This window comes from uncultured Paenalcaligenes sp., assembly GCF_947630565.1.
Classification (GTDB): Bacteria; Pseudomonadota; Gammaproteobacteria; order Burkholderiales; family Burkholderiaceae_B; genus Paenalcaligenes; species Paenalcaligenes faecalis.
In genome coordinates this window covers 131424-147299 of sequence record NZ_CANRIC010000001.1, presented here as the reverse complement: position 1 = coordinate 147299, position 15876 = coordinate 131424, and the positions used below count along the sequence as shown (strand labels likewise).

Annotated in this window: 13 protein-coding genes and 3 tRNA genes; 14 read left to right on the top strand and 2 right to left on the bottom strand. The window is 46.2% G+C overall.

The window, feature by feature from the left end:
• The first annotated feature begins 180 nt into the window (after window positions 1–180).
• Window positions 181–2952: a S8 family serine peptidase gene (locus Q0Z62_RS00700; RefSeq protein ID WP_298050171.1), complete on the top strand. Its 2772-nt coding sequence runs from the start codon at window positions 181–183 to the stop codon at window positions 2950–2952.
• A gap of 121 nt (window positions 2953–3073) precedes the next feature.
• Here Q0Z62_RS00700 and Q0Z62_RS00695 read toward each other — a convergent pair.
• Window positions 3074–3160 (bottom strand) — tRNA-Leu (locus tag Q0Z62_RS00695).
• Between the two features lie 19 nt (window positions 3161–3179).
• Window positions 3180–3269: transfer RNA gene (locus tag Q0Z62_RS00690), tRNA-Ser, on the bottom strand.
• A 185-nt stretch (window positions 3270–3454) separates the two neighbouring features.
• Between Q0Z62_RS00690 and Q0Z62_RS00685 the strand changes: the two genes are divergently transcribed.
• From Q0Z62_RS00685 to nuoH, 13 genes are all read left to right on the top strand, one after another.
• Window positions 3455–4429 (top strand): NAD(P)H-quinone oxidoreductase, encoded by a 975-nt coding sequence (locus tag Q0Z62_RS00685; protein ID WP_298050190.1) that lies wholly within the window; start codon window positions 3455–3457, stop codon window positions 4427–4429.
• An 80-nt stretch (window positions 4430–4509) separates the two neighbouring features.
• On the top strand, window positions 4510–5250 hold the full coding sequence (gene tpiA, locus Q0Z62_RS00680) for a triose-phosphate isomerase (RefSeq protein ID WP_298050169.1): 741 nt from the start codon (window positions 4510–4512) through the stop codon (window positions 5248–5250).
• Between the two features lie 19 nt (window positions 5251–5269).
• Window positions 5270–5662: a preprotein translocase subunit SecG gene (gene secG / locus Q0Z62_RS00675; RefSeq protein ID WP_298050167.1), complete on the top strand. Its 393-nt coding sequence runs from the start codon at window positions 5270–5272 to the stop codon at window positions 5660–5662.
• Window positions 5663–5814: 152 nt separating this feature from the next.
• A tRNA-Leu gene (locus tag Q0Z62_RS00670) sits at window positions 5815–5899 on the top strand.
• Window positions 5900–6271: 372 nt separating this feature from the next.
• Entirely contained in the window at window positions 6272–7465 is a 1194-nt protein-coding gene (locus tag Q0Z62_RS00665) for a porin (protein WP_298050165.1), read from the top strand.
• A 371-nt stretch (window positions 7466–7836) separates the two neighbouring features.
• On the top strand, window positions 7837–8196 hold the full coding sequence (locus tag Q0Z62_RS00660; protein ID WP_269901485.1) for an NADH-quinone oxidoreductase subunit A: 360 nt from the start codon (window positions 7837–7839) through the stop codon (window positions 8194–8196).
• A 27-nt stretch (window positions 8197–8223) separates the two neighbouring features.
• A complete protein-coding gene (locus Q0Z62_RS00655; protein ID WP_077733703.1) occupies window positions 8224–8700 on the top strand; it encodes an NADH-quinone oxidoreductase subunit B family protein in 477 nt (158 codons plus the stop codon).
• Between the two features lie 10 nt (window positions 8701–8710).
• Window positions 8711–9322 (top strand): NADH-quinone oxidoreductase subunit C, encoded by a 612-nt coding sequence (locus tag Q0Z62_RS00650; protein WP_269901486.1) that lies wholly within the window; start codon window positions 8711–8713, stop codon window positions 9320–9322.
• A 1-nt stretch (window position 9323) separates the two neighbouring features.
• On the top strand, window positions 9324–10577 hold the full coding sequence (locus Q0Z62_RS00645) for an NADH-quinone oxidoreductase subunit D (RefSeq protein ID WP_298050159.1): 1254 nt from the start codon (window positions 9324–9326) through the stop codon (window positions 10575–10577).
• Window positions 10578–10606: 29 nt separating this feature from the next.
• Window positions 10607–11098, top strand: a complete 492-nt coding sequence (nuoE, locus tag Q0Z62_RS00640; RefSeq protein WP_269901488.1) for an NADH-quinone oxidoreductase subunit NuoE — start codon at window positions 10607–10609, stop codon at window positions 11096–11098.
• The gene (gene nuoF / locus Q0Z62_RS00635; RefSeq protein WP_269901489.1) at window positions 11095–12459 is read left to right on the top strand and encodes an NADH-quinone oxidoreductase subunit NuoF; all 1365 of its coding nucleotides are present in this window, start codon (window positions 11095–11097) and stop codon (window positions 12457–12459) included. Before nuoE ends, nuoF begins: the two co-directional genes overlap by 4 nt.
• A 15-nt stretch (window positions 12460–12474) precedes the next feature.
• Window positions 12475–14802: an NADH-quinone oxidoreductase subunit NuoG gene (gene nuoG, locus Q0Z62_RS00630; RefSeq protein WP_298050156.1), complete on the top strand. Its 2328-nt coding sequence runs from the start codon at window positions 12475–12477 to the stop codon at window positions 14800–14802.
• Window positions 14802–15875, top strand: a complete 1074-nt coding sequence (gene nuoH / locus Q0Z62_RS00625; protein ID WP_269901491.1) for an NADH-quinone oxidoreductase subunit NuoH — start codon at window positions 14802–14804, stop codon at window positions 15873–15875. Before nuoG ends, nuoH begins: the two co-directional genes overlap by 1 nt.
• Window position 15876 lies beyond the last annotated feature (1 nt).

Sequence of the window (15876 nt, the reverse complement as noted above, 5' to 3'; positions counted from 1 at the left end):
CAGTAAAAACTGCTTGTGGCGCACGTGCTGATTGAATATATCTTGCCGCGTTTTGCGGCAACGTCTTACATCCTCCAACTGAAGGAAGAGGTTTTCGACGTAATCTGATAAAAATAAAGCTTGTTATTGGCATTGATCTCTTGAATAATTTAGACACAATTTATCCAAAAAGGAAGGGGCATGCCATTATTTCACGTCAGTAAATTAATGCGTCATTTGTTGGTGATAGGAATGGTTAGTGCGCCATTAGCTACATTGGCGCAAGATGCCGAGTTTGATCTGCAGCACGGCTTAAAAATGATTAAGGCCGATGAGGCTTATGCGCAAGGATTCACAGGAAAAGGTGTGGTCGTTGCGGTGGTGGATAGTGGCATAGATTCGGATCATTCTGAGTTTTTTGGAAAGCTTTTAGCTGGTTTTGATTTCAATACAAATCAGGTCATTTTGCCTCAATCAGGGAATACGGATTTACCTACGGTGGGCGAGGATGGGGAGGTAAATGTATTAGGTCATGGCACGCATGTATCTGGCATTATTGCTGCAAATAAAGATGGTCAAGGCATGCATGGGGTTGCATATGATAGTCAGTTATTTATGGTTAAACTGGCCGATGATTTTGAGGAAGCTTTTGTCAGAGTAGCAAATCAAGGTGCAAAAATCGTCAACCTAAGTCTAGGGCTTAATGAGTGTTACGGGCTTGATTCCGACACTGATTTTTGTAATGTGACAGAATACGCTTACGAAGACCTAACAGAGCTGGAAGACGAACCCGGACTTCTTAGGGGCTTACAGGCCCTTCATAAAAATGATGTCTTAGTAGTGGCTGCAACAGGTAATGAGCAACAGCCTCACTCTGATGTGTTGGGCGGGATGCCCTATTTAGTCCCTGAATTAGAAAGTACGTCGTTGGTAGTGACATCAGTAAATCGCTTCAATGAATTGGCGAGTTACAGTAATCAATGTGGTGTTGCTGCTGATTGGTGTTTAAGCGCTCCAGGCGGAGATGACACAGATAGGGATAATATGCCAATCGTCTCTAGCGTACCTGGCGGGGGCTATGCTGGCGATACCATGATGGGGACTTCTATGGCGGCCCCTCATGTAACTGGTGTGGCCGCATTGGTAGCCGAGGCTTTCCCTTATTTTAGTGCTAATAACTTACAGCAAACCTTATTAACAACAGCGACCCCTCTAGGTGATCGCTCTCTATATGGTTGGGGTTTAGTTAATGCAGGCAAGGCCGTTAATGGTCCGGCTCAGTTTATTCATGTTTTTCAGGCTAATACCAAAGGAATGGACTCCGTCTTTTCTAATGATATTTCTGGAGAAGGGGCTTTGCTTAAAACGGGCTTAGGGCGCTTAGAACTATCAGGGCAAAATACCTTTTCTACGGCCTCCCTAGAAATGGGAGAGTTAGCCATTACAGGAACCCATGCTAATGCGATTGTTACTCAAAAAGACACGCAGTTGACGGGTGACGGTAAAATAGGCCAAGCGGTGGTGGCAGGAGTCATTGCACCAGGGGTTAAGGAAAAAAATCCATTTGGTCATTTAACCATAGAGGATACTTTTGTCGCAGAGCAAGGGGCTGTTCTTGATATAGTCACTTCTATTGATGGGGATAGCAGTCAGCTACGTGTCAATGGTGCGTCATTCTTGGACGGAATGGATATTGTTTTGTCAGGAAATGCGTTTAGGCCGGGTGTTTCTTATACCGTTTTACAAAATAATAGCGATATCGCGGGGCAGGTGGGACATTTAACCGGTGGCAGTACGACATTTTTGGAAAGCCGACTAGAGCAGGGGTTAAATCAAGTTCAAGCCCATATCGTGCGTAATAACTTGTCTTTGGCTTCTTTTGCACAAACAGCAAACCAAAAAGCAGTCGCCCAAGGGCTTGATGAGCATTCAGCTGGGCCCGTGATAGGGCTGCAGCCTCTTTATGATTCGTTGTTAAATAGTGATGGATCTTCATTGCCTCAATTAGGGCAGCAGCTAAGTGCAGAGGTTTACAGTACAACTAAAGCGGCGTTGGTGCAGTCGGATAGACGTTGGGCGCAGCAGTTATTACGCCAGTCCAGAACACTTCAATCCGCTGATTCACTTCCTGTGTGGGTTGATATCTCTAGCTCTAGACAGCAATTAGGTGCGAAAAATGGCGCTTCTAAGGCTAAGTTTAATCAAACGGGGGTTGCTTTAGGCGCGCAGTGGGATATGAACTCTCAGTGGGCATTGGGTGCGGCACTTGCCTATCAGGATGGAAAGCTGAATGTGCGTGAGCGTGATGAGCAGGCCAAGAGCAAGAGTTACAGTGCCGCCTTGTATGCGAAAACTCAGTTTCCTTTGACTTCTGGTTCTGGTGCCATCAATTGGTTAAGTGGAATGAGCTTTACACACCACCGTGTTGATTACAAGCGCACCTTCTCAGCTTTGGAAAATCAGCGTTTAGCATCCAAAGCCAATACAAATAACTATCAACTATTTACCGAGCTAGGACTACCTATTGCTTTGAGTGAGCAATGGAATATAGAGCCATTTTTGGGAGCAGGCTGGTTGCATAGTCGCGCTGGGGCTGTGGCAGAAGAAGGGGGCTATACCGCTTTAAGTCAGAACTCTACTACGTTAAACACAGGTTATGCTCAATTAGGCTTACGCAATGCTTATGAATGGGGTTTAGCTAACGGACAGGTTGGGTCTGCTTATGTGGATTTGGCATGGCAGCATGGTTTTGGTAAAGAGCAACCACGTAGTCGTTTGCATTTTTCGGCAAATGAACACGTAGGATTTACCACGCATGGTGCTAGTCTAAGCAAAAACAGTCTGCAGCTAGGAGTAGGTGCTGCGCTAGCATTAACCGCATCTAGTCATGTCTCTTTGTCGTATCAAGGAGCCTTCGCTGGATCAGGTTCTCATCAGCATGGGGGTATGCTGAGTTTGCAGCATCGCTTCTAAGCTGGTAGTAACATAAGGAACGCTGGAATTATTCCAGCGCTCCTACGTATTTTTAATTCTTATAGCAATGGCCTACGAAAAAGCCCTGCAAAGAGATTGTCTTTGCAGGGCTTTTGAATTTTGGTGCATCCACCCGGAATCGAACCGGGACGAACTCGCGTTCGAGGGATTTTAAGTCCCTTGCGTCTACCTATTCCGCCATGGATGCGGCGTTGTGTTAGTGATGCTGGCGGAAGCGGTGAGATTCGAACTCACGGATGGGTTACCCCATCGCTGGTTTTCAAGACCAGTCCATTCAACCGCTCTGGCACGCTTCCATTTGGTGCCGCAAAAACACAAATTTCTTAGCTGTTTAGATAAGTCTGTAACTGCTAAAAAAACTATATTAACCGAACAAAATAAATTTGTCACGCTATTTTTATAAAAATCAGCTAAATGACGTATAACGGATGCTTTACAATGCTTAAAACCAACTAACGTGGAGAGAGAGATGAGTCAAACTATGCTTGCTATTGAAATTACTACACCTGGTGGGCCAGAGGTTTTAAAGCCTGTGCAACGACCGTTGCCTAAAGCAGCGGCAGGACAGGTATTGATTAAGGTAGAGGCCGCGGGAATTAACCGTCCCGATGTTTTTCAACGTAAAGGGGCTTATCCTGCACCAGCAGGGGCATCTGACTTACCTGGTCTAGAGGTTTCGGGCACGATTGTTGAGGGTGATTTAGCCGGGACCGATTTTAAAATAGGTGATGCCGTATGTGCGTTATTGCCAGGAGGCGGGTATGCGCAGTATGCACTAGCACAGGCAGAGCATTGTTTACCCGTGCCGAATGGTTTCTCGATGGTAGAGGCGGCAGGCATTCCTGAGACCTTTTTCACCGTCTACAGTAATATTTGGATGAGAGGTCAACTGCAAAAAGGTGAGACATTACTGGTGCATGGCGGAGCGAGTGGTATAGGAACAACGGCGATTCAGCTTGCTGTAGCGATGGGACATACTGTTTTTGCAACAGTAGGCTCCGATGAGCGAGTAGAGGCCGTTGAAAAGTTGGGTGCGATTGGTATTAACTACAAAACGCAACAGTTTGAGCAGGTCGTGAATGAGCGTACTAATAATAAAGGCGTTGATGTTATTTTAGATATGGTGGCGGGTGACTATCTAAATAGAGACCTTGCTTGTTTGGCTGATGATGGTCGTATAGTGGTGATTGCGTTATTGGGCGGTGCTAAAGGGGAAGTCGATGCGGGGCAAATTCTACGCCGTCGATTAACCATTACGGGCTCAACCCTACGCCCTAGGCCTAATCAGGTAAAGGCTGATATTGCAGCAGCTCTTCATAAGAACGTATGGCCTTTATTAGTTAGTGGTCAGGTTAAACCTTTAATTCACGCTACATTTTCTTTGGATCAGGCTGATCAGGCCCATGCGTTAATGGATAGTGGCGAGCAAATAGGCAAAATTATTCTTACTGTCTAGGCATAAACTTAGGTGGCGCGCTACAATACTTGGTTTATCCACATGAATTGTGGTGTAAACCACACAGCTGGGTTTTTGATATGACTAAACAACGATTGGTAATGGGTAATTGGAAGATGCATGGTTCGTTAGCGTCTAATCAGCAATTACTAGAACAACTTATCGCCGGCTTAGGCAGTGCCCACTCACACAGTGATGTTGTTGTGTGTGCGCCACATCCTTATTTGGCACAATTACAGCAGATCCTGACCAATACTGCTATTCAATGGGGTGCTCAAAATCTAAGCGAGCATACTCAGGGTGCATTTACAGGAGAAGTCTCTCCGTTAATGCTGAAAGACTTTGGTTGTCAGTGGGTGTTGGTTGGTCACTCAGAGCGACGAGCCCTGTACGGAGAAACGGATGCGGATGTTTTGGCAAAGACTGTCGCCGCTCTTGATGCCGGACTGACTCCAGTTGTTTGTGTGGGTGAAACCGAATCAGAACAGGCTGCTGGCCAAACACAGGCAGTTATTTTGCAACAGTTGCAGTCCATATTAAAATTAGAGACTGCTTTGTTATCACGGATTGTGGTGGCTTATGAGCCTGTTTGGGCCATAGGTACCGGTAAAAGTGCTACACCAGAACAAGCTCAGGCTGTACATGCATATATTAGAGGCTTATTAGCCCAGCATCATGTTGCAGCGGTTCAGGTTCTTTATGGTGGTAGTGTCAATGCAGGCAATGCCGCGGATTTGTTTGCTATGCCAGACATTGATGGGGCTTTAGTTGGTGGTGCTTCTCTCAAGGCCGCTGATTTCTTATCTATAGCAGCCGCTTAAACGGCTCGGAGTGTATTTCATGGAATGGTTAACTTCCGTATTGCAGGCGGTTCAAGTAATTGCATCGCTATCAATTATTGGTTTGGTGCTTTTGCAGCAGGGCAAGGGCGCAGATATGGGTTCAGCCTTTGGGGCGGGAGCCTCAGGTAGTGTATTTGGCGCCGCTGGTGCGGCTAACTTTTTATCACGCATGACTAAATACGCAGCCATTGTGTTTTTTGTCGCTACAGGTGGGTTGGCTTGGACGGCACATCATCCTGTCAGGGTGGAGACCGAAAGCAGTATCATGCAGGGTTTTGAATCTGTAGTTCCAGGTTCTGCCCCGTCTTCTGTTGTTCCTGTGCCACAAGCTACAAATGATTTAAGTGTGCCTTCTTTATCTGCTGAGCCTCAAGAAAAAGCCGCAGAATAAAAAAACTAGCGCATTGGGCAATATCCTACTGATGTTGCTAAATAGATACAGAAAAACGAGAGTTTTCTACAAATAAAACGTGGGCTCTCGTTTTTTTATTCTCTTGTGATATAGTTTCAATCTTCGTTATCCAGTGCATTGCACCAGATAATGCCGACGTGGTGGAATTGGTAGACACGCTATCTTGAGGGGGTAGTGGCGAAAGCTATGCGAGTTCGATTCTCGCCGTCGGCACCAGAATTCTAAAACCGAGCCTTGCTCGGTTTTTTTATACTTGATTATTTATCCCGTTGCGGGCTTAAATAGATTTAATACTTCAGCCGCTGTGGTCGAAGTGATGTTTGAAAAGACAAGTTCTGTTGATTGGTTTTAAACAGGGTTTGGGCTAGAGAACCAAAAAACACGATGTGGCACTAAAACCACTCTTTGTTGTACTAAAGCAACGGAAAATCGTGAAAATGTAGGTTTTTTACCGCAAACCATAGCCAGTCAGCCTGAATTTTGCTGCAATAGCATCAACTTCCCATTGCGGAGTTAGAAAGAGCAGTAGCACACAATGATTGTTGGGCTGCTCTGATTTACTCAAAAAAATCCACGGAGATTTCACAAATGAAAAAGACTCTGCTCGCTGCTGCTCTGATGGCCGGTTTTGCTGGCATCGCTCACGCAGATACATCTGTAACTTTGTACGGTATTATTGATGGTGGCGTAGGCTACAATCAACTAAAAGGTTCCGGTACAGCTGTTCTTAACAAAGACGGCGACGTAGTTATTGGTAATGTTTGGAGTAACACACGTCCAGATAGCTTCAAAAACAAACGTACTGGCTTAATCAGCGGTATTCAGTCTGGTAGCCGTTGGGGCCTAAAAGGATCTGAAGATCTAGGTAACGGTCTACGTGCTGTTTTCGTTCTAGAAAGCGGCTTTGATCTAGGTACTGGTAACTCAGGTCAAGGCAACCGTTTGTTCGGTCGTCAAGCCACGCTAGGTTTGGCTGGTGATAGCTGGGGTCAATTAGATTTCGGTCGTCAAACAAACATTGCTTCCAAATACTTGCCTGGTGTCATGGATCCGTTTGGCGCTGGTTTCGATCAGGCTAACGCTGGTGCATCTTTATCCGCAGCGAACACAGCTCGTTACGACAACATGGTTATGTACCAAACACCTAACTTCTCTGGCTTCCAGTTTGGTGTTGGTTACTCCTTCAACGTAAACCAAGATCAGAAAGGCGAGAAAACTATCGCTGGTGTTAAAACCAAAACTGACAAACACGCTCTAACAACTGGTTTACGTTATGTTAACGGCCCAATCGGTGCTGCTTTGACTTACGACCAGTTCAAAGATCGTAATGGCGTGTTGGCTAATGGTTCTGGTGATGTTACAGCCAAATCATGGGCTGCAGCATTCAGTTACGACTTCGAAGTTGTTAAACTACACCTAGGTGGTGGTCAGACTCGTGATGGTATGTTTGCCGTACAGTCATATGCTAAAGAGTCTTTCCTACCTAGCTTCACAGGTCTAAAAGGCTTGCGTGTTAACTCCTACGTTGCTGGTTTAACAGCTCCAGTAGGCGCTGGTAAGATCATGGCTTCTTGGCAGATGGCTGACCTAGACAAAGCTCCTGAGGCTTACCGTGGTCCTGGCTTTGAAAGCAAAAAACAGCAGACATACAGCTTGGGTTACACACACCCACTATCCAAGCGTACAAACGTATACGCGATTGGTTCTTACGCCAAAAACGTACACTTTGCACCTGATGCCAAAGCAACATTGGTTGGCGTTGGTCTACGTCACCAGTTCTAATAATCTGACGCAGATTACTGCGTTTGATTTAAGCTAGGTATCTGGCTTTTAGAACAGAAAAGCCACTCTACGGAGTGGCTTTTTTTATGCCTGATTGAAATGAGTTTTTTTGTGTTCATAGCATGAATGTATGGGGTTTACTCTTATATAAGAGTGATAATTCTGCTAAACTATGGCAGTTGCAAAAGGGTTGCAATAAATCGTACGCACCACGTACAGATAGGAAAGTTTCATACTGTAATCAAAGCTACAGTTGGTGCGCATTCTAAAACTAAAGCGTCCATAAATCCTTGTTTCTTGGGCTTTTTACTTAAACTCTGAATGTAAAATGCTACAATTCAAGAGTTAACTTACTGTGAGTGGGTGTTTGCATGGATCTGCAAAATTATTTTCCCGTTTTACTCTTCATCATCGTGGCAACGCTTATCGGTTTGGCGTTGTTAGCTGCGGGCCGTATTCTTGGTCCTAATCGTCCTTACGATGAGAAACTCTCCCCCTACGAGTGTGGTTTTGAAGCTTTCGGCGACTCTCGCATGAAAATCGATATCCGCTACTACCTCATCGCTATTCTTTTCATTATGTTTGATCTGGAAATTGCCTTCCTGTTTCCATGGGCTATTGCTCAGGGTGCGGTCGGTATCGTGGGTTTCTGGACGGTAATGGTGTTCCTGCTGGTGTTGACTGTAGGCTTCATTTACGAATGGAAAAAAGGCGCTCTCGATTGGGAGTAATAGCGTAAACGCTTTAAAGGCAAAGATATGGCTATTGATGGCATTCTTAAAGAAGGTTTTATTACGACCAGTGCGGATAAGCTCCTCAACTGGGCGAAAACAGGCTCCATGTGGCCAATGACATTTGGTCTGGCCTGTTGTGCGGTAGAAATGATGCATGCGGGTGCAGCGCGTTATGACTTAGACCAATTTGGAATTATTTTCCGTCCAAGTCCTCGTCAATCTGATTTGATGATTGTGGCAGGCACGCTTTGTAATAAAATGGCTCCAGCTCTACGTAAGGTGTATGACCAGATGGCGGAACCTCGTTGGGTGGTATCGATGGGGTCCTGTGCCAATGGTGGTGGCTACTATCATTATTCGTACTCAGTAGTACGTGGTTGTGACCGCATTGTGCCCGTAGATATTTATGTGCCGGGTTGTCCTCCTACTGCAGAGGCGTTGGTATACGGTTTGCTACAAATGCAAAATAAAATCCGTTTAACTAATACCATTGCACGCTAAAGGTACAAACATGACACGGCTTGAAACCCTACAAAATAATTTGCATACGGTGTTTGGTGCAGATGCTAATGTGACTATCTCTTTAAACGAGGTCACTCTAGAAATCCCCGCCGAAAAATGGGTTGATGCATGTACTACATTACGCGATCATGCTTCATTGCGTTTTGAAACCTGTATTGACTTATGTGGACTAGACTACTCAGCTTGGGGCGCTCCTACTTACACAGAGGCCTCCTCTAAATTCCCACACCGTTTTGCAGTAGTTATTCATTTGCTTTCTTTAACTCATAATTGGCGTATGCGTGTTCGCGTTTTTCTGCCTAATGATGAGTTCCCCGTCATTCCCTCTTTGTTCTCCGTTTGGCCTACGGTAAATTGGTTCGAACGAGAAGCCTTTGATTTGTACGGAATTGTATTCGAGGGTCACCCAGACTTACGACGTATTTTGACTGATTACGGGTTTATTGGGCATCCTTTCCGTAAAGACTTCCCTATATCCGGTTACGTAGAAATGCGTTATGACCCAGAACAAAAGCGCGTGGTGTACCAACCAGTTACCATTGAGCCGCGAGAAATTATTCCACGCGTAGTACGTGAAGATGATTATGGAGTAGGGCGCTAAGATGGCTGAAATTCAAAATTACTCTCTAAACTTTGGCCCGCAGCACCCAGCAGCTCATGGTGTATTGCGTTTGGTTTTAGAAATGGATGGCGAGGTGATTCAACGTGCTGATCCGCACATTGGGTTATTGCACCGAGCAACTGAAAAGTTAGCCGAGCACCGCACCTATTTACAAGCGTTACCTTATATGGATCGTTTAGATTACGTATCCATGATGTGTAATGAGCACGCTTATTGTTTAGCAGTAGAAAAACTGCTCGGGGTAGATGTGCCCTTGCGTGCTCAATACATTCGGGTGATGTTTGATGAGATTACTCGACTCTCAAACCACCTCATGTCTGTAGGCTCACATGCTTTGGACGTAGGGGCAATGGCAGTGTTCTTGTACGCGTTCCGTGAACGAGAAGACTTAATGGATATGTACGAGGCCGTGTCAGGTGCTCGTTTACATGCGGCCTACTATCGCCCTGGTGGTGTGTACCGTGATTTGCCAGATACGATGGCTCTGTATCAGGGTAATAAATACCGTAGCGAAAAAGAGCTGCGCCTCATGAACGAGGCACGTTCTGGCTCATTGCTTGATTTTATTGATGACTTCGCTCAACGCTTTCCCGCCTGTATTGATGAATACGAAACGCTTCTAACTGATAATAGAATTTGGAAGCAGCGTTTGGTCGATGTGGGTATAGTGACCCCAGAGCGGGCAATGGCCTTAGGCTTTACGGGTCCAATGTTGCGTGGTTCAGGCGTAGAGTGGGATGTGCGTAAAAAACAACCCTACGAAGTCTATGACCGGATGGATTTTGATATCCCTGTAGGTACGAATGGCGATTGTTACGATCGTTATTTGGTGCGTATTGCTGAGATGCGTGAAAGTACACGCATCATTTCGCAGTGTGTCAGCTGGTTAAGAGAGAACGCAGGTCCTGTTATTACAGAGAACCATAAAGTTGCTCCGCCATCTCGTGAACAAATGAAAACAGGGATGGAAGACTTAATTCACCACTTCAAACTGTTCTCCGAAGGAATGCACGTTCCAGCAGGCGAGGCCTATGCTGGTATTGAGCACCCCAAAGGTGAGTTTGGTATTTATTTGGTGTCTGATGGGGGTAATAAACCATATCGTATGAAAATTCGTGCGCCAGGTTTCGTACACCTACAATCCTTAGATGAAATGTCCCGTGGCCATATGTTGGCTGATGCGGTGACAATTATCGGTACCCAAGACATTGTTTTTGGCGAGATTGACCGCTAAGGCGGCATTAAACATAACGGAATCGAACTATGCTGCTTTCCGAAAAAGCCTATCAACGAATTGACAGGGAACTGGCCAAATTCCCCCCCGAGCAAAAGCGCTCGGCCATTATGGCGTCGCTGACCATTGCCCAAGAAGAAAAAGGGTGGTTGTCTACCGAAACGATTGAAGATGTTGCCAATTACCTCGGTTTACCACCTGTGATGATTCAAGAGGTAGCGACTTTCTATGATATGTATCACTTACAGCCTGTAGGTAAATACACCATTTCTGTTTGTACCAATTTGCCCTGTGCTTTGCGTGATGGGGTGAAATCGGGTCAATACTTAAAAGATAAATTAGGCATTGATTTTGGGCAAACCACAGCAGATGGTATGTTTACTATCGAAGAATGTGAGTGTTTGGGGTCATGTGGTGATTCCCCTTTGATGTTGGTGAATAACCATCATATGTGTGTACGCATGGAGCCCGAGCGTATCGACGCGATGCTTGCAGCTCTTAAAGACGGAGAGTCGGCATGAATCTAGACGTGCTAAAACGCTTATCCGAAGGTCTAGATCCTAATCCAGCTAACGATTTGTCTCGTAGCATGATTTTTCATGATCGTCACATTAACCCTCAAATTTTGCAGGGCTTGGACGGAGCGAACTGGGACTTAGAAGGGTATGTAAAACGCGGGGGCTACGAGGCCTTACGTCGTATCCTAACCACTGGACTAACACCCGAGGACGTAATTGCCGAGGTAAAAACCTCCGCCTTACGTGGTCGTGGTGGTGCAGGTTTCCCCAGTGGCTTGAAATGGAGTTTCATGCCTCGAAACTTGCCGGGTCAGAAATACTTAGTTTGTAATTCAGACGAAGGTGAGCCTGGGACATTTAAAGATCGCGATATTTTGCGTTTTAATCCTCATGCTGTTATCGAAGGGATGGCAATTGCTGCCTACGCAATGGGTATTAGTGTTGGTTATAACTATATCCATGGTGAGATTTTCGAGGTGTATCAGCGCTTTGAAGAGGCCTTAGAGCAAGCTCGTGCAGCAGGATATTTAGGCGATAATATTTTAGGTTCTGCCTTTAGCTTTCAGCTTCATGCCTTTCATGGTTATGGCGCTTACATTTGTGGCGAAGAAACCGCTTTACTCGAGTCACTCGAAGGCAAAAAAGGCCAACCACGCTTTAAACCTCCTTTTCCAGCTAGCTTTGGTTTATATGGCAAGCCGACCACAATTAATAACACAGAGACTTTTGCCGCTGTGCCTTGGATTCTGCGTCATAGTGGCAAAGAGTACTTGGATGTGGGTGTGCCTAATGCGGGTGGTACGAAAATTTTCTCTGTATCAGGTGATGTGGAGCTTCCCGGTAACTACGAGGTGCCAATGGGCACGCCGTTCTCTAAGTTGTTAGAGTTGGCTGGTGGAGTTCGTGGTGGACGTAAGCTCAAAGCTGTTATTCCTGGGGGCTCCAGTGCGCCCGTTGTTCCAGCCGATATTATGATGCAGACAAACATGGATTATGACTCCATCTCTAAAGCTGGCTCTATGCTCGGCTCAGGTGCGGTTATTGTCTTGGACGAGACGCGTTGTATGGTGAAATCCTTATTACGTCTTTCGTACTTTTACTACCACGAAAGTTGTGGTCAATGTACCCCATGTCGCGAGGGTACGGGTTGGTTATGGCGTATGGTTCATCGCATCGAAAATGGTCAAGGTCGTATCGAAGACCTAGACATGCTTGATGAGATCGCAGGCAATATCATGGGGCGCACGATTTGCGCACTGGGTGATGCCGCTGCTTTACCCGTACGCAGTTTTGTTAAGCACTTCCGCGACGAGTTCGCACACCACATCGAGCATAAAAGCTGCGTGGTGCCCCAATATTTGTAGGCTCAGGACAAACTAATGGTAGAACTCACCATCGACGGCATCAAACTCGAAGCCCCTGAGGGCAGCATGGTTATCCAAGCTGCCCACGAAGCTGGGGTCTATGTGCCGCACTTCTGTTATCACAAAAAACTTAGCATTGCTGCTAACTGCCGCATGTGCTTGGTTGACGTAGAAAAAGCCCCTAAACCATTACCCGCCTGCGCTACGCCGGTGACCAATGGCATGGTGGTACATACACGCTCCGAAAAAGCCATCTCAGCTCAAAAAGATGTGATGGAGTTTTTGCTCATTAACCACCCGCTAGATTGCCCTGTGTGTGATCAAGGTGGTGAATGTCAATTACAAGATTTGGCAGTAGGTTACGGTGGATCGACCTCTCGTTACGAGGAAGAAAAACGCGTTGTTGCTGCTAAATCTATGGGACCACTGATCTCTACAGAGGCCATGCAGCGTTGTATTCACTGTACGCGATGTGTACGTACTGGCGAAGAAATCGCTGGTATCCAAGAGGTAGGTATGTTGGGGCGTGGTGAACACGCTGAAATTACTACTTTTGTTGGGCGTGCAGTTGAATCTGAACTTTCTGGAAACATGATTGACGTGTGTCCAGTGGGCGCTTTGCTATCCAAACCCTTCCACTTTCAGGCTCGTTCTTGGGAGTTAGGCCGTCGCCGCACGGTTAGCCCCCATGATAGCATTGGTGCCAATATTGTGGCCCATACGAAAATGGATAAAGTATTGCGCGTTGTTCCTTTTGAGAATGACGAAGTTAACGAGTGTTGGATCAGTGACCGAGATCGTTTTGCTTATGCTGGCTTATATCAGGACCGCCTAGAGCACCCCATGATCCGTGAAAATGACGGAACGTGGCGCGAGGCGTCTTGGAATGCGGCACTACAAATGATTGTGCATGGTGTAAAAGCCATCCAAGAGAAATTTGGTAATGATCAAATCGGCTCTATTGGTAGCGCTCAGTCTACAACTGAGGAATTAGCGTTACTCGCTCGCTTAACTCGTGCCTTAGGTTCCGAGAACGTCGACTTCCGTTTGCGCCAGACAGATGCACGTTTTGACTCCGCCCTAGAAGGCACCCCTTGGCTAGGTATGCCTTTAGCTGAATTAAATCAATTAGACCGAGTCGTCGTGATTGGTTCATTCTTGCGTAAAGATCATCCATTGATGGCACAACGTCTACGCCAGGCCGTAAAACAAGGTACTCAGGTTTCATTTATTGATTCTGCTGCAGACGATCCTTTATTTACGCATGTGGCCGGTCGTTTGACTGTAGCCCCAAGTCAATTAGCAAATGCGGTTGCTGAAGTCTCCGTTGCTGTTGCATTAGCTAAAAATCAAACGCCTATTTCTGAGTTTGAGTCTGTTCAACCCTCAGACGCGGCGAAGACCTTGGCGGATAGTCTTGCCTCAGGCGAGCGCGTTGCTGTGTTTCTTGGCAATATGGCTGTCTCTTCTGATCAAGCCAGTGTCATTATGGCAAACGCCTCTGTCTTAGCTAAAACCCTAGGAGCTACTTTAGGCTTCTTAACAGCAGGTGGTAATACTGTAGGTGGATACTTAGCAGGAGCAACACCGGTTAATGGTGGTTTAACTGCTGAGCAAATGTTGGCGCAGTCCTTACGTGCTTACTTTGTACTTAATACTGAACCAGGTTTAGATAGCGATTTAGGTGCTAGAGCCGTTGAAACCTTAAAGGGCTCAACCTTGGCAGTCGCAATGACTCCCTACAAGTCTGCTGCCCAAGACTGGGCTGATGTGATGTTGCCTATTGCTCCTTTTACAGAGACTTCTGGGACTTTTGTCAATGCAGAAGGGCGAGCACAAAGCTTCAAAGGGGTTGCGGCTCCTGTGGCTGATACTCGACCCGCTTGGAAGGTTTTACGAGTACTGGGCAATTTGTTCGAATTGGACGGCTTTGACGAGGAAACCTCTGAGTCTGTGCGTGATACGGTCATTAGTTCGGGCGTAGTGAATCGCTTATCCAATGAAATCAAAGCAACTCCCGCTTTAGTAGCTAAGGTAGATGGTATCGAGCGCATAGCAGACGTACCTATTTATCGTACGGATGCAATGGTTCGTCGCTCAGAGCCCTTACAGCAAACTCCTGCTAGCACGTTGCCTACCGCTAGAATGAATGCAGATACCTTTGCACAGTTGCAATTGGTGGATGGCGATCAGGTTCGTGTGAAATCCGCTCAAGGCGAAATTAGCTTGACCGCACAGGTGGATAACACGATTGCTGCAAACAGCGTACGTATTGCTGCTGCTTTTGCTGAGACCGCTGCATTAGGCAGTGCCTTTGGTCAATTGACAGTGGAGCGCGTGTAATGGAGTTTCTGTCTACTATTCAAAACTTTGGTTCCGACTTGATCGGGCCAACGGCATGGTATGTGGTATGGACGTTAATTAAAATCGTCTGTATTGCATTGCCTATCATTATTTGTGTTGCCTACTTGACGTACTGGGAACGCAAAATGATTGGTTTTATGCACGTACGCCGTGGTCCAACTCGTGTGGGCTACAGAGGACTATTACAGCCTTTTGCTGACGTTTTTAAACTCCTAACCAAAGAGGTGATCATCCCCGCTAAGGCAAACCGAGTGCTATTTATTTTAGCTCCGGTTGTGACGCTGATGCCTGCATTAGCTGCATGGGCGGTGATTCCATTTGGGCCAGAGATGGTTTTGGCTGATGTAAACGCTGGTTTGCTGTATATCTTAGCTATTACCTCTTTAGGGGTATATGGTGTGGTGGTAGCAGGTTGGTCATCCAACTCTAAATATGCCTTATTAGGTGGTTTACGTGCTGCCGCTCAGGTGCTTTCCTACGAACTAGCCATTGGCTTTGTGTTGGTAACGGTATTGTTGGTTTCAGGCACATTAAACCTAAGTGGTATTGTACTGAGCCAAGATGCAGGTATGTTTGCAGATAAAGGGTTGAACTTTTTATCTTGGAACTGGTTGCCTTTATTACCTCTATTTGTGATTTACGTCATTTCAGCTGTAGCTGAGACGAACCGTCACCCTTTTGATGTGGTCGAAGGCGAATCTGAGATCGTAGCGGGTCCCATGGTGGAATACTCCGGAATGGGATTTGCTCTGTTCTTCTTAGGTGAATACGCCAACATGATTTTGTTGTCAGCAATGGCATCTATCATGTTCCTAGGTGGCTGGTTACCTCCTGTGGATTACGCACCATTTACTTGGGTTCCTGGTTGGTTGTGGTTGGGCTTGAAAACCTTTGTTGTGGTTTCTATGTTCATTTGGTTCCGTGCCACATTCCCACGTTACCGCTATGACCAAATTATGCGTTTAGGTTGGAAAGTATTCATCCCATTGACTGGTATTTGGCTAGTCATCGTGGCGATTTGGATGCAAACGCCTTGGAATATTTGGAACTAAG